The organism is Hephaestia mangrovi, from assembly GCF_019880555.1.
Classification (GTDB): domain Bacteria; phylum Pseudomonadota; class Alphaproteobacteria; order Sphingomonadales; family Sphingomonadaceae; genus Sphingomonas; species Sphingomonas mangrovi.
The window spans coordinates 327,976-342,417 of record NZ_JAINVU010000001.1; the positions used below are offsets into that span (position 1 = coordinate 327,976).

Consider the following 14,442-nt stretch of genomic DNA (forward strand, 5'->3'; position numbering starts at 1 on the left):
GATGGCGAAGGCAGCACCTGAAGGACTGATAACGGCGCTGGACATCGGCTCGTCCAAGGTCTCGGCGATGATCGCGCAGAAGGGAGACGGCGGCGAGCTGATCGTGCTCGGCACCGGCCAGCGCGAGAGCCGCGGCGTCAAGCGCGGCTATATCGCCGACATGGCGGCGACCGAGCTTGCCGTTCGCGAGGCGGTGGAGCAGGCCGAGCGGATCGCCGGCACCAATATCGAGAACGTCTGGGTCAGCTTCTCGGCGGGCGGCCTGGTATCGGATGTCGCCTCGGTCGAGGTCGAACTCGGCGGCCATCAAATCGAGCAGGCGGATATCGACGAATTGCTGCAGGCCGGCCGCGAGTCGATCGACCCCGCTGGCCGCATGGTTTTGCATGCTCAGCCAACGCTTTACACGCTGGACGGGTTGACCGGCGTCAAGAAGCCGCTGGGTCTGCATGCCGATCGGCTGGGCGTGCATATCCATGTCGTCGCCGCCGACGGATCGCCGGTGCGAAACCTCGATCTGTGCGTGCGCAGCGCGCATCTCGAGGTTAAGTCGATCATCGCCTCGCCGGTGGCGACCGGGCTTGCCTGCCTGAGCGACGAGGAGCGCGAGCTCGGCGTTGCGTTGATCGAGCTGGGCGCGGGGATCACCAACGTCTCGCTGTTCGCCGGCGGCATGCTCGTCGGCCTGACCTCGATTCCCTATGGCGCTGCCGATATCACCGACGACATCGCGTCGGCGTTCGGCACGCGGCGCGCGCAGGCCGAGCGGATGAAGTGCTTCCACGGTTCGGCCAACATGAGCCCGCGTGACAATCACGACATGATCGAAGTCAAGCCGATCGCCGAGGACGACGCGACCGAAGGCAATCGCATCACCCGCGCGCAATTGATCGGCGTGATCCGCCAGCGGCTCGAGCATCTCAGCGGGCAGATCCAGGCCGCACTCAAGGAGCTCGGTTTCGATAGTCCGGTCGGCCGTCAGGTCGTGCTGACCGGCGGCGGGGCTGAATTGAACGGCATCGCCGACTATTTTCAGCAATCGCTGGGCCGGGCGGTGCGCGTCGGGCGTCCGCGTGGCCTGGTCGGCCTGCCCGAGGCGCATTCGGGCCCGGCCTTCGCGACGCTTTCGGGGCTGGTTTATTATGCCGCGTCGAACCCGGTCGATCTGCGGGCGACGGTGCGTGCGGACCAGACAGTCCATCGCCAGAAGGGATTCGCTGCGATCAGGCGGTTCGTTTCAGCGGTGAAGGCGAATTATTGAGTAATTATGACGCGCTCCCCGGATTTGGTCTTTCACCGGCTTCGGGCATCGTGCAAAAGCAGGGTTAATTGAAGTGCAAGCCTCCGCGTATCCGGGAGGCAGGGCGGAGACAGGGCGAATGAGCATCGAATTCCTTCCACCGGACGTCGACGAACTGACGCCGAAGATCAGCGTGATCGGCGTCGGCGGCGCCGGCGGCAACGCGATCGCCAACATGATGCGTGCGGAAGTGCAGGGCGTCGAGTTCCTCGTCGCCAACACCGACGCACAGGCGCTGAAGCAATCGACCGCGCCGCAGCGCATCCAGCTCGGCGCCAAGATCACGCAGGGGCTCGGCGCCGGCTCGCGGCCGGAGATAGGCCGCGCCGCTGCCGAGGAGACGATCGATCAGGTCGCCAAGAGCCTCGAAGGCGCGCACATGTGCTTCATTGCCGCCGGCATGGGCGGCGGCACCGGCACGGGGGCGGCGCCGGTGATCGCCAAGACCGCGCGCGACATGGGTATCCTGACCGTCGGCGTCGTCACCAAGCCGTTCGCGTTCGAGGGCAGCCGCCGCGCCAAATCGGCCGAGGCAGGCATCGAGGAACTGCAGAAGTTCGTCGACACGCTGATCGTCATCCCCAACCAGAATTTATTCCTGATCGCCAATGCGAACACGACCTTCAAGGAAGCGTTCCAGATGGCCGACGAGGTGTTGCAGCAGGGCGTGCGCGGCATCACCGACCTGATGGTGATGCCCGGCCTCATCAACCTCGACTTCGCCGACGTGCGTTCGGTGATGCAGGAGATGGGCAAGGCGATGATGGGCACCGGCGAGGCCGACGGCGACAGCCGCGCGATCGAGGCGGCGCAGAAGGCGATCGCCAACCCGCTGCTTGATGGCGTCAGCATGCAGGGCGCCAAGGGTGTGATCGTCTCGATCACCGGCGGCGAGGACATGCGCCTGCTTGAGGTCGACGAGGCGGCCAATCACATCCGCGAGCTGGTCGATCCCGACGCCAACATCATCTGGGGCTCGGCGTTCAATCCGGAGCTGGAAGGCAAGATTCGCGTTTCGGTGGTGGCGACGGGCATCGACGCCGGCGCACCGGGGCAAGCTGCTTCGGTCGAAACGACGCGTGCCTTCTCGTTCAACACGCCGCGCAAGGCGCCGGCACCGAGCCCGGCCCCCGAGCCCGAAGTGGCCGACGAGGAGAAAGCTCCGGCCGCCGAGGAGGCTGTGGCGGCTGATGCGACCCCGACGGTGGACGAGGCTGCGGTTACCGAAGCCGCGAGCCACGCCGAAACCGAGGCATCGGCGCCCGCCGAGAATGCCGATGCGGGCGACGACGAGCTGGTACTCGGGGCCGATACGGTCGTCCCCGAGCCGGCGCCCGCCGCGCCCAAGGTGTTTGGTGACGACCTGCCGCCGCCGTCACCCAATGCGGCGCGCCGCCGTTGGCTGTCCGCTGGGACGCCGGCAAGCGACGAGCCGGCGGAAGCCGAAAAGGAAGCCGCTCCGGCGCCCCGCGTGAAGCTGGGCGGGACGCTGTTCGAGCGTATGTCGAACATTACCCGCGGCTCCGCGCGCGATGAAGAGGAAGAAGGCGATCAGGATCCGCTCGACATCCCCCGCTTCCTGCATCGCCAGAACAACCAATAGCAGGGCGGCGCGTGCTGGTCGACGCTATGCGTCGGCTTGCCGCGCGCTACGCCGTTCGGCCATGATGCGTTCAGCCTCGACCGGGTCTAGATTTTTTCATCCATGAAGACCTACATTTCGTTCGGCGGCGCTTTCACAGCTTCTATTTGCGCGTTCATTGCAATGCCGGCCCCGGCGGCTGGACTGCAAGTTGCTCATCCGCCCGCATCTTCCGTCCTCGTCCCGCCGCCGACCCCCGATGCCGACGCATTGGCGGAGCAGATGCGTATCCTGGGCAAGGAGCCCAAGAATGCCGATGCACTGATCAAGGCCGGCGAACTGACGCTCAAGCTTGGCGACCCGACTGCTGCGGCGGTACTGTTCAGCCGCGCCGAAGCGGAGCGGCCCCACGATGGTCATCTCAAGGCCGATGAAGCGGCGGTGCTGGTCCATATGGAGCGTCCGGGCGAGGCGCTGCGCCTGTTTCAGCAGGCCGAGAGCATGGGCGCCGACATGGCTGATTTTGCCTCGGAACGCGGGCTTGCCTACGATCTGATAGGCCAGCAGGAGCGCGCGCAGCGCGACTATCGAACCGCGCTTGCGCAAAATCCGGACAATGCCGAGACGATGCGTCGCTATGCCTTGTCGCTGGGCATTTCGGGGCAACGCGATCGAGCTCTTGCCGAGATCGATCCGCTGGTTCGGCAACAGGATCATGCGGGCTGGCGCGACCGCGCGTTCATTCTGGCGATGACTGGCGATCCGGACCAGGCCGACAAGATCGCCAAGGCGATGCTGTCGCCCCAGATGGCGGTCGGCCTCGCGCCCTTCTTCCAGCGCCTGCCGCAATTGTCGCCCGTCGACCGCGCGTTCGCCGTGCATTTCGGCGAGGTGGCGTCGACGCCCCAGCGCGTCGCCGATGCGCGCCTGGTGCCACCGCTGCCCCCGCTCGCACCCGAACCGGTTTCGCCGCCAGTCGAGGTCGCCGCGGCGAAGCCGGCCAAGGAAAGCCGCGCTCAACGCCGGGCGCGCGAGAAGGCTGAGCGCCGGCAAGCAAGTGTAGCGCAGAGCGCGCGCCAGGAATCGAGCACGGCAGGCGTGGCTGCGAAGGCAGCGCCGACGCCTGCTCCGACGCCGGCCCAACTCGCCGCCACGGCGCCGGTCGCGCCTGCGCCGTCGTCGGCTCAATCGCAAGCGACGTCGCCCGCGCCCGCGGAAGCGGCCGTCGCACATCAGGCGGCGTCCACGCCGCCGCCGCCCAAGGCGGCGCCGACACCCGCGAAAGCCGCGCCGCCGGTCAAGGCAGCGACACGAGTCGGGCAGGAGGATGATATCCTGCATCAGATCATGTCCGGCATCAGCGTCCCGCCGTCGGAGACAGGGTCTGCTCCATCGGAGCCGGCGGCGGCGCCACCGCCCGCGGCGACCAAGCCCGTGCCCGATCCGGCCGCCGAAGCGAAACGGCTCGAAGCAGCCAACCTCGCGGCGGTGAAGAAAGCTGCCGAGGAAAGGGCAGAGGCGGAGGCCGAACGCAAGGCCGCCGCCGCAAAAAAGGCTGCCGAAGCCAAGAAGGCGGCCGACGCCAAGGCCGCTGCCGAAAAAGCCGCGAAGGAGAAGGAAGAAAAGGCCAATCCGTCGCGCATCTGGGTTCAGGTCGCGGGCGGCGCCAATGAGCACGATCTGCCCAAGGCGTGGGCGGCATTGAAGGCCAAGGCACCCGATGCCTTCAAGGGCAAACAGGGCTGGTCGACGCCGCTCAACGCTACCAATCGCGTGCTCGCCGGCCCGTTCAAGTCCGACGATGCCGCGCAGGATTTCGTCAATCAGCTCGCCAAAAAGGGCCTGTCCGCTTTCCCGTTCACCAGCGCCAAGGGCCAGAAGATCGACAAATTGCCGGCCAAGTGACAGACGACCGCGTGATGCAACGGGAAATCGGCATGACGCGGCCGCTCGCGCCCTGGGCTTCGCACCCCGAGAAGAGCCGTGGCCGTCGCCATGAGGAACAGAGCGGGGTGCGCGGCCCGCGCGACGCCTTTCAACGCGATCGCGATCGTATCATCCATTCGATCGCGTTTCGCCGCCTGCGCCACAAGACGCAGGTGTTCCTTGCGCCCGATGGCGACCATTTCCGCGTCCGCCTGACCCACAGCCTGGAAGTCGCGCAGATCGGCCGGACGATCGCGCGCGCCCTCGATCTCAACGAGGATCTGACCGAAGCGCTGTGCCTCGCGCATGATATCGGCCACCCGCCGTTCGGCCATGCCGGCGAGGACGCGCTCAAGGCGGCGCTGAAAGGCGAGGGTGGCTTCGATCATAACGGTCACACCTTGCGTGTGTTGACCGAGCTCGAGCGGCCTTATCCGTTGTGGGATGGCCTCAACCTGACCTGGGAGATGCTCGAAGGCCTGGCCAAGCACAATGGTCCGGCCCGGCACCCCGGCTGGGCACTTGCCGAGGTCGATGCCGGCTTTTCCCTCGATCTCGGCAGCCGCGCATCGTTGGAAGCGCAGGTTGCGGCGATCGCGGACGATATCGCTTACGACAATCACGACATCGACGATGGCCTGCGCGCGGGATTGTTGAGTTTTGACCAGATCCTCGACGTGCCGGTGGTCGCGCGCGGATGGCAGGCGGTGGAGGCGCGCTTCGGCGGGCGATCGAAGCGGCTGACCGGCGAACTGATCCGCAGCCAGATCGGCGCGATGGTCAATGATGTCATCACCGAATCGACGCGACGCATCGCCGAAGCCGGAATTGCGAGCGCTGACGACGCGCGGGCCGCCGATCGTGCATTGATCGGCTTTTCCCCCGCGATGGCCGACGATGAGCGCACGCTGAAACGCTTCATGTATGCCAATCTCTACCATCATCCGCGGCAGCTGGCGGCGGCGGATGCGGCGCATGGCATCGTCGATGGGCTGTTCGCCGCCTATCGCGCCGATCCGGCGGCGCTTCCCGACGAATGGCGCGCAGCGCTGCGGGAGGACGAACCCCGGCGCAGCCGCCACATTGCCGATTTCATCGCAGGCATGACCGACCGATACGCGATCGCGCGCTATCGCGACGTGGTTGGTGCGATCGACTTGCCCGAAGGCTTCTGACGGCTCGGGTTTTGCGGTTCGCGTCGGCTTGGTCTAAGGCGCGCGCACTTTCCGCACATTGGGAACGACCGATGACTCTCTACGCCCGTTTCGCCGCGCATCTCGATGCGGCGCTGGATACGCTCGTCGCCGACGGCATCTTGCCGGCGGGGCTGGAGCGCCGCGCCGTCACCGTCGAGCCGCCGCGCGATCCGACGCATGGCGATCTTGCCACCAATGCGGCGATGGTGCTGGCCAAGCCGGCGGGGACCAATCCGCGCGCGCTCGCTGAACGGCTGGCTGCCGAATTGGGCAGGCTCGATGAGGTTGCTTCGGCGACGATTGCCGGCCCCGGCTTCATCAACCTCGCCCTGACCGACGATACGTGGCGCGCCGAGCTTGCAGCGATTCTCGATGCGGGCGACGATTACGGTCGCATTACGCGCGCGGCGCCCTTCACGGTCAATGTCGAATATGTTTCCGCCAATCCGACCGGGCCGATGCACATGGGCCATTGCCGCGGTGCGGTGGTCGGCGATGCGCTGGCCAATCTGCTTGAATTCGCCGGCAACAAGGTGGTCCGCGAATATTATGTCAACGATGCCGGCGGCCAGGTCGACGTGCTCGCCCGCTCGGTTCATCTGCGCTACCGCGAGGCGCTGGGCGAAGATGTCGGCGGGATTCCGGAGGGCCTTTATCCCGGCGCGTATCTGATCCCGGTCGGGCAGGAGCTGGCGCGCGAGTTTGGCGATGCCTTTGTTGGTGCGCCCGAGGCCGAGTGGCTGCCCTTGTTCCGCACGCGTGCGGTCGCGGCGATGCTGGCGATGATCAAGGCTGATCTAGCACTGCTCGGCATTCATCACGACCTGTTCTCGTCCGAAGCCGAATTGCAGGCGGCGGGAAAGCCGGCCGCCGCCGAGGCGGAGTTGCGCGCGCGCGACCTCGTCTATGACGGCATGCTCGAAGCCCCCAAGGGCGAGACGCCGGAGGATTGGGAGCCGGTTGAATTGCCGCTGTTCCGCTCGACCGAGTTCGGCGACGATCAGGACCGGCCGATCCGGAAATCGGACGGCAGCTGGACCTATTTTGGCGCCGATCTCGCTTATCACTACCAGAAGGCCGCGACCGCCGACGCGCTGATCGACATCTGGGGCGCAGACCACGCGGGCACCGTCAAGCGGATCCAGGCTGCGGTCAAGGCGCTGACCGGTGGGCGGGTGCCGTTCGACGTCAAACTGGTCCAGATGGTGCGGCTGCTCCGCGCCGGTGAACCAGTCAAGATGTCGAAGCGGGCCGGCAACTTCGTGACGCTTGCTGATGTCGTGAATGAAGTCGGCAAGGACGTCGTGCGTTTCACGATGCTGACGCGCAAGGCCGACGCACAGATGGATTTCGACTTCGCCAAGGTCGTCGAAGCGTCGAAGGACAATCCGGTCTTCTACGTCAATTATGCGCACGCGCGGATCATGAGCCTGCATCGTCGCGCTGCCGAAGCCGGAATCGATTGTCCGCGCGTGCCCGACCTGTCCCAGCTCGGGACCGAAGAACTTGCGCTGGTCAAGCTCGCGGCGCAGTTTCCGCGGGTTGTGGAGACCGCGGCGATCGCGCGCGAACCGCACAGAATCGCATTTTATCTCTATGATTTATCGGCTGCTTTTCATGCCCAATGGAATGTTGGCAACGACCGGCCGGAGATGCGCTTTCTCGTCCCGGAGCGGGTCGACCTTACGTGCGCGCGTCTTTTCTTGGCCGATGCAATAGGGCAGATTATCAGGAATGGCCTCGCGATCATGGGGGTGGAGGCAGTTTCGGAGATGAACTGATGGCGACGTCAGGCGACGAATATCGCGACGAGGATCGGCTTCCCTGGCTCGAATCGGTCGAGGCGGATGACGAACCGCGCGGACAAACCTTGCGGGTCGTCGGCCTCGTCATCGTCGGCCTGATCGCCATCGCGGCGCTGGTCTATGCCATCTATTGGGTGCAATCCCACCATCATGCAGCCGGCGGCAATGGCGCGCTGATCGCGGCGCCGCAGGGCGATTACAAGGTCAAGCCCGATCAGCCGGGCGGCATGAAAGCCGAAGGCGAGGGCACGCAGGCGCTGGCGACGAGCCAGGGCGCCGACAACGCGTCGGCCGCGATTGACCTCAACGCCGTTCCCGAAGCGCCGATCGCCGGCAAGCCCGTCGCGACCGGGCAACAGCCCAACGACGGTGGCGCGGCGCACGTGGCTGCTGCGGTGCCTGCCTCGGGCGGCACGCTCAAGGCCGAAGCGCCGGTAAGCGCGCCCAAGGCGATGGCCGCGGCTGCGGCCAACGGCTCGGTCGTGCAGCTCGGCGCCTATCCAGATCAGGCGACCGCCAATGCGCAGTGGAAGCGGATGGCGGGGCGCTTCTCTTATCTCGCGCCGCTCGGCCAATCGATCGAGCAGGCCAATGTCAACGGCCGCAAGGTCTATCGGCTGCGGGTCAATGCGGGCAGCGCGACCGCGGCGAGCCAGCTGTGCGGCAAGCTGAAGGTAGCCGGCGAGGCTTGTTTCGTCCCCTGAGCCTGCGCTAGCGCGGGCGGCATGAAGCCCGTCATCTTCGGCCTTGCCGGCCCCACGCTCAGCGCCGACGAGCGCGCCTTCTTCGGCGACGCGGAGCCCGCCGGCTATATCCTGTTCAAGCGCAACGTCGAAAATCGGGCGCAACTGCTGGCGCTCACCGATAGCCTGCGCGATCTGGCGGGGCGCGAGGACGTGGCAATCCTGATCGACCAGGAAGGCGGGCGCGTGGCGCGCATGCAACCGCCCGAATGGCCCGCTTTCCCGGCAGGCCCGGCTTTCGATGCGCTATACGAGGTCGCGCCCGTCTCCGCGATCGAGGCGGCTCGCGCGAATGCCCAGGCGATCGCGCTGACGCTCGCCGAAGTCGGGATAACCGTCGATTGCCTGCCGCTGCTCGACGTTGCCCAGCACGATACCACCGATGCGATCGCCACGCGCGCGCTGGGCCACGAGCCGATGCGCGTCGCCGCGTTGGGGCGGGCGATTCTCGATGGGCTGGCGGCGGGCGGCGTGGTCGGGGTGGTCAAGCACATGCCCGGGCATGGCCGGGCGCGGCTCGATACGCATCTTGCGTTGCCGACGGTCGACGCGAGCGACGCCGAACTGGAAGTCGATATCGAGCCGTTCCGCACGCTCAACCGCGCACCGATGGGCATGACATCGCATATCGTTTTCCAGGCATGGGATCGCGAGCGGCCGGCAACGCTGAGCCCGATCGTCATCGAGCAGATCATTCGTGAGCGGATCGGCTTCGACGGACTGCTGATGACCGACGATATCGACATGAAAGCACTGTCCGGCACGCCCGGGGACAAGGCCGCGGGCGCGATTGCCGCTGGATGCGATATCGTGCTCGATTGCTGGGCGCGCATGCCCGAGATGATCGAGATCGCCGGCCGCCTCGGCGATATCGCGCCACGCTCTCGCGAGCGGCTCGATCGCGCCATGGCGACACGGCGCGCGCCGCAGGGCGATCTCGCCGCGTTAATCGCCAAGCGTGACGCGCTGCTGGCGCTCGCCTGATCGTTTCCGGATTTGTCGCAGACAGCTTCCGCCCGCACGCGATTTGTGGCTAGGATGCGACGATGATCGACGACGATCCCGATAGGCTCACGATCGATATCGATGGTTGGGAAGGGCCGCTCGACCTGCTGCTCGCGCTGGCGCGGGCGCAGAAAGTCGATCTTCGGAAGATTTCGATCCTCGATCTCGTCCAGCAGTATCTCGATTATGTCGAGGAGGCGCGCGCGCTGAAACTCGAGCTTGCGGCGGATTATTTGGTGATGGCGGCATGGCTCGCTTTTCTCAAATCGTCGCTACTGCTGCCGCGCGATCCCGAGCAGGAGCCGAGTCCCGAGGAACTCGCGCTTCGCCTGCAACTCCGGCTCGAACGTCTCCAGGCGATGCGCGAAGCGGGCGCGCGACTGATGGCGCGCGACCGGCTTGGCCGCGACGTTTTCGTCCGTGCCGCGCCGGAAGGGCTGCACACGGTCCGCAAGGCGCTGTGGCAGGTAGAGATCTACGATCTGATCGCTGCTTATGGCCGCGTTAGTGCGCGGACGCGGCCGGTGATGCACGTCGTTCAGGATCGCCAGGTGATGACGCTGGAAGTGGCGATCGAACGTGTCTCGCACTTGGTCGGCTCGCAGATCGAATGGTCGACGATCGAGAGTTTCCTGCCGCCCGATGCTGAGGGTTCGTTCCGCAAGTCGGCGCTTGCCTCCAGCTTTCTTGCCGCGCTCGAACTCGCCCGACAGGGCAGGGTCGACCTGCGGCAGAAGACGGCGTTCGCGCCGCTCTATCTGCGGGCGACGGCATGATCCCGCCCGACGACACCGTTCGCGCCGTCGAAGCGGTGCTTTTCGCATCCGAGGAGCCGCTGACGATCGACGCGATCCGGCTGCACGTCGGCGCACAGAGCGATGTCCGCGCCGCGCTCGGGCAATTGCAGCAAGATTATGCAGGCCGCGGCATCGCGCTGGTCCATCGCAGCGAACGCTGGCATTTCGAGACCGCCGCTGACATGGCGCATCTGCTGCGCCGGGATCGCGAGGAACCGCGCAAATTGAGTCGAGCCGGCACCGAAACGCTGGCGATCATCGCGTATCACGAGCCCGTCACCCGCGCCGAAATCGAGTCGATTCGCGGCGTACAAATTTCCAAGGGCACATTGGATGTGCTGATGGAGGCCGGCTGGGTGCGCCCCGCGGGCCGCCGCGAGGTTCCGGGGCGGCCGCTGATGTACGCCACAACTATCGAATTTCTCGCTCATTTCGGGTTGGAGAGCCGCCGTGACCTGCCCGGTATCGACGATCTGCGCGCCGCCGGCCTGCTTGATCCGGTCGATCTCGCTTTCGAGCAGGTCGAGGTGGAAAAAGCCGACGAGGCGGACTAGATAAGACAAATTCCCCAAGGAGAATCACCATGGGCAGTTTTGGCCCCCTTCACTGGATTGTCGTCGCCGTCATCGCCGTGCTCGTGCTCGGTGGCGGTCGTTTTTCGAACCTGATGGGCGACGTCGCCAAGGGCGTGAAGAATTTCAAGAAGGGCATGGCCGACGAGGACGATGAGGCGCCGCGCCGTGCACCCGATCGGATCGAGACGAAAAAGGCCGCCGAGCCGGCTTTCGATCGCGACGGCGAGAGGCTGCGCGAGCCGCGCGACGATCGTTGACGCGCTGACTCGCTGCTTTTTGCGCGCCGATGTTCGATATCTTCTCTCCGGAGCTGTTGGTCATCGCCGTGGTGGCGGTGGTCGTCATCGGCCCCAAAGACCTGCCCAAGGCGATGCGCGTCATGGGCTATTGGGTCGGCAAGGCGCGTGGCACGATGCGCCAGTTCCGCGCCGGCTTCGACGCGATGGTGCGCGAGGCCGAACTCGCCGAGATGGAAAAGAAATGGGCGGAGGAAAACAAGCGTATCATGGAGGCGCATCCGCCGAGCGAGGCCGATCCGCCGGCGCTTCCCCCGCCAGCCGCTCAAGAAGCTGACGCCGATCCGGCGCCGGTCATGACCGAAAAGCCCGCGGTTCATGACGAGCCCGAACTGCCGCTCGCCCAGGAGCCGGAGACGCGCGCGTCATGAGCGACGATGCCGACGAACTCGAAGACACACGTGCGCCGCTGCTCGATCACATCATCGAACTGCGTCGGCGGTTGATCTACTGCATCATTGCGCTGATCGTCACGTTTCTCGGCTGTTTCTATTTCTCCGAAGATATCTTCGCCTTCCTGCTCCAGCCGCTCAAGGCGGCGGGCCAGTCGACGGTGATCTACACCCAGATTTTCGAGGCGTTTTTCGTCCAGGTGAAGGTTGCGTTCTTCGCGGCGATGATGCTGTCGTTTCCGGTGATCGCCAACCAGTTGTGGCAGTTCGTCGCGCCCGGCCTTTACAAGAAGGAGCGACGCGCGCTGCTGCCGTTCCTGATCGCGACGCCGGTGTTGTTCCTCGCCGGCGCGGCGATGGCTTATTTCGTCGCGGTGCCGATGGCACTGCATTTCCTGCTCAGCTTTCAGGGCAATGTTGGCGGCGTTAATCGCGAGGCGCTGCCGGCGGTCGGCAATTACCTTTCGTTCGTCATGCAGTTCCTGTTCGCTTTCGGGCTCGCCTTCCTGTTGCCGGTGCTGATGATGCTGCTTGCCCGCGCCGGGATCGTCAGCCGGGCTCAGTTGAAGAGCGCCCGGCGCTACGCGATCGTCGCGGCGTTCGCGATCGCCGCCGTGCTCACGCCGCCCGATGTCGGCTCGCAATTGTTGCTCGCGATCCCGTTGTGCCTGCTCTACGAGCTCGGCCTAATCGGAATCTGGTTCACCGAGCGGAGCGCTGCGCGGGCCGCCGTGGCCGACGCGGCTCCTGCGGAATAAAAAGGGGCCCCCTCCATCCGGAGAGGGCCCAGCGGCTTTTGCAGCCTGAAGAACGCCGTTACTTTGCGTCGTCTGCCGTATTGGCGACGGTGTCGCCCGCCGAGGCGACGTCCTTGCCAGCGCCCTCTATCGTGTTGCAAGCGCTGACCAGCAGCGCACAGCCGATGAAAGCGAGTCCAACCAGTTTACGCATTGAGCTTCTCCTGAACTGTGCAGGCGGTGAAACCTGGCGCGCGATTCAATGTCCGGCAGGCGTATTTCGTTCCGTCAGCCGAACGGATTTGCCATCCCGGCGCGCGAATGAAATCTTGTTGTTCGGATGATATTTAGGCCCGGAAGCGTCACCGGGGGGGGAGGGTTGACGCTTCCGGGCCTATGTCGTGGATAGCGAGAGCGGGGGGGCATAAGGTCACTATCCGAGGATCAAAACGTGCTCGACGTGCCTCGGTTCCACCGCTGACGAAAATTTTTTCGCCTCAATCACGCCCGACCACGGCGATGGCGATTTCATAGGCGCCGCTCAGCGGTTCGTGATGCAATGCCGAGCGGAGCTGGCGCGACAATCCCTCGAGCACGCGTCCGTATCGAGTGTCGAGCTCGTGCTGCAGATTTTCGCAGTTGATGAGTGCCGGCGCGCTGATGCGCAGGATCGCGCGCTTCTCGTCTTCGTCCGGACGTAGCGAAATGCGGATTTGTGCGCGCGGATCGCAACTCATCGCCAATTCGACGATTTCGGTCACGATGAAGGCAACGGCAATCGCGCTGTCCTGCGTCGTCAGATAGGGCTCGATATCGAGCATGATCGAAAGGTCGGCCGATTCCTCCGGCGCGGTGGCGCGGATATTCGACGCCAGCTCGCCGATCACCGAGCGCAGGCTGAGTCCGCGGTTCTCTTCCAGCTCGGCAAAATGGTAACGATGGACCACGGCCAGCGCATCGACGCGGCGCTGGATCGAAGCATAAGCCTTGGTGACATCGGCCGAGCGGGCGCCGCGGGCGTGAAAATTGATAAGGCTCGAGATGACTTGCAGGTTGTTCTTGACGCGGTGATGCACTTCGCGCGTCAGCTTGGTCTGGCGGACCAGCCCCTCGGCGAGGCCCGTCTCGTGCGCCGCGACGGTGCGGCTGATCGTGCGGAAAGTATCGCCGAGTTCGCGAATTTCCTGCGCTGGCAGTGTGCGCATCGACCCGGTGTCGATTTCCTCGCCAGGAACATAGCTGGCGACGCTGGCGCGCAACCGCCGCAATGGCGCGACGAGCAGCCGATCGACCACCAGCCAGGCGATCGACGCCGCCGCCGCCCACATCAGCAGCGGCAGCAGCATGGCGAGCAGCAGTGGTGACGAGATCGGCGCGCCGCGCACCGTCATCTCCAGCGCGAGGCCAGCGAAGCCGAGCGTCGCCTGCATCCGTTGCCGTCGTTCCAGCGGGCCGGTACTGACCAGCGTTTCGAGCGGCAACTGGCCATCGCCGAGCAGCAGTTCGGTACCGTGCGGAGGCTGGAATTGGCTCGGCCGCGCGACGCGCGCGAGCATATCGGTCGGAAAGAAGGCGGTGGCCGTGGTCATGCCGCTCGAACCGCGCATGGCAAGGACGAGCCCCTGACCGGAAACCAGCTTTGCCGTAATCGCTTCGGGATCGTCGGCGGCCTCGACCCGCAAACTTTCCGGCAACGCGTCGCCGCACACCACCTTGCCTTGTCGGTCGGCGATCATGAATCGCGTGCCGCCGCTGATCTGGCCCGAGAATACGCCTTGCGCCCGCGCGCAACTAGGCGCGTCGCCCGTGTCCACATCGAGTGCGTTCAGGGTTACGCGCAGCGCGGTCATGTCGCCGATCAACTCGATCGACAGCGCCCGCGCGCTCTCGCGCACCGCAACGCCAAGCCGCGCGCGCGCTAGTTCATCGGCGTTGCGGTTGGTCTGCAAGGTCGCAACGATCGCGATGATCGCCAGCGGCAGCAGAGCGGCGCTCAGAATCAGGAACAGCTTCGCGCCGGTCGGCATCCGGGCGGCAGCGGCCCAGAAGCCGCGGCGGCGTCGATCGACGATCGGGTCCATCGCCCGC

14 protein-coding genes are annotated in these 14,442 nt (G+C 65.7%); 12 read left to right on the plus strand and 2 right to left on the minus strand.

Features of this window, described 5'->3' with window-relative positions; translation table 11 throughout:
• The first annotated feature begins 1 nt into the window (after window position 1).
• The 12 genes from ftsA (at window position 2) to tatC (ending at window position 12,375) form a co-directional block, all read left to right on the plus strand.
• Complete coding sequence (gene ftsA, locus K7G81_RS01495) at window positions 2–1,261, plus strand: cell division protein FtsA (protein ID WP_223028969.1); 1,260 nt, start codon at window positions 2–4, stop codon at window positions 1,259–1,261.
• Window positions 1,262–1,379: 118 nt separating this feature from the next.
• The gene (gene ftsZ, locus K7G81_RS01500) at window positions 1,380–2,903 is read left to right on the plus strand and encodes a cell division protein FtsZ (protein WP_223028970.1); all 1,524 of its coding nucleotides are present in this window, start codon (window positions 1,380–1,382) and stop codon (window positions 2,901–2,903) included.
• 261 nt (window positions 2,904–3,164) lie between these two features.
• Window positions 3,165–4,787 (plus strand): tetratricopeptide repeat protein, encoded by a 1,623-nt coding sequence (locus K7G81_RS01505; RefSeq protein WP_255586470.1) that lies wholly within the window; start codon window positions 3,165–3,167, stop codon window positions 4,785–4,787.
• 32 nt (window positions 4,788–4,819) lie between these two features.
• Window positions 4,820–5,983, plus strand: a complete 1,164-nt coding sequence (locus K7G81_RS01510) for a deoxyguanosinetriphosphate triphosphohydrolase (RefSeq protein WP_223028972.1) — start codon at window positions 4,820–4,822, stop codon at window positions 5,981–5,983.
• Window positions 5,984–6,054: 71 nt separating this feature from the next.
• On the plus strand, window positions 6,055–7,785 hold the full coding sequence (argS, locus tag K7G81_RS01515; RefSeq protein WP_223028973.1) for an arginine--tRNA ligase: 1,731 nt from the start codon (window positions 6,055–6,057) through the stop codon (window positions 7,783–7,785).
• The gene (locus tag K7G81_RS01520; RefSeq protein WP_223028974.1) at window positions 7,785–8,513 is read left to right on the plus strand and encodes an SPOR domain-containing protein; all 729 of its coding nucleotides are present in this window, start codon (window positions 7,785–7,787) and stop codon (window positions 8,511–8,513) included. Before argS ends, K7G81_RS01520 begins: the two co-directional genes overlap by 1 nt.
• 21 nt (window positions 8,514–8,534) lie before the next feature.
• Window positions 8,535–9,536: a glycoside hydrolase family 3 N-terminal domain-containing protein gene (locus tag K7G81_RS01525; protein ID WP_223028975.1), complete on the plus strand. Its 1,002-nt coding sequence runs from the start codon at window positions 8,535–8,537 to the stop codon at window positions 9,534–9,536.
• Between the two features lie 62 nt (window positions 9,537–9,598).
• The gene (locus K7G81_RS01530; protein ID WP_223028976.1) at window positions 9,599–10,333 is read left to right on the plus strand and encodes a segregation and condensation protein A; all 735 of its coding nucleotides are present in this window, start codon (window positions 9,599–9,601) and stop codon (window positions 10,331–10,333) included.
• Window positions 10,330–10,908 (plus strand): SMC-Scp complex subunit ScpB, encoded by a 579-nt coding sequence (gene scpB / locus K7G81_RS01535; protein ID WP_223028977.1) that lies wholly within the window; start codon window positions 10,330–10,332, stop codon window positions 10,906–10,908. The genes K7G81_RS01530 and scpB overlap by 4 nt, the downstream gene beginning before the upstream one ends.
• 29 nt (window positions 10,909–10,937) lie before the next feature.
• On the plus strand, window positions 10,938–11,186 hold the full coding sequence (locus tag K7G81_RS01540; protein WP_223028978.1) for a twin-arginine translocase TatA/TatE family subunit: 249 nt from the start codon (window positions 10,938–10,940) through the stop codon (window positions 11,184–11,186).
• 29 nt (window positions 11,187–11,215) lie between these two features.
• Complete coding sequence (gene tatB, locus K7G81_RS01545) at window positions 11,216–11,596, plus strand: Sec-independent protein translocase protein TatB (RefSeq protein ID WP_223028979.1); 381 nt, start codon at window positions 11,216–11,218, stop codon at window positions 11,594–11,596.
• The gene (gene tatC, locus K7G81_RS01550) at window positions 11,593–12,375 is read left to right on the plus strand and encodes a twin-arginine translocase subunit TatC (RefSeq protein ID WP_223028980.1); all 783 of its coding nucleotides are present in this window, start codon (window positions 11,593–11,595) and stop codon (window positions 12,373–12,375) included. Before tatB ends, tatC begins: the two co-directional genes overlap by 4 nt.
• A 58-nt stretch (window positions 12,376–12,433) precedes the next feature.
• Here the strand turns inward: tatC and K7G81_RS01555 are convergent, their stop codons facing one another.
• Together K7G81_RS01555 and K7G81_RS01560 are read right to left on the minus strand one after the other, a co-directional pair.
• Window positions 12,434–12,568, minus strand: a complete 135-nt coding sequence (locus K7G81_RS01555; protein ID WP_223028981.1) for an entericidin A/B family lipoprotein — start codon at window positions 12,566–12,568, stop codon at window positions 12,434–12,436.
• A gap of 283 nt (window positions 12,569–12,851) precedes the next feature.
• Window positions 12,852–14,435 carry a sensor histidine kinase gene (locus K7G81_RS01560; RefSeq protein WP_255586471.1) on the minus strand — a complete coding sequence of 528 codons (1,584 nt, stop codon included), beginning with the start codon at window positions 14,433–14,435 and terminating at the stop codon, window positions 12,852–12,854.
• Window positions 14,436–14,442: the final 7 nt, after the last annotated feature.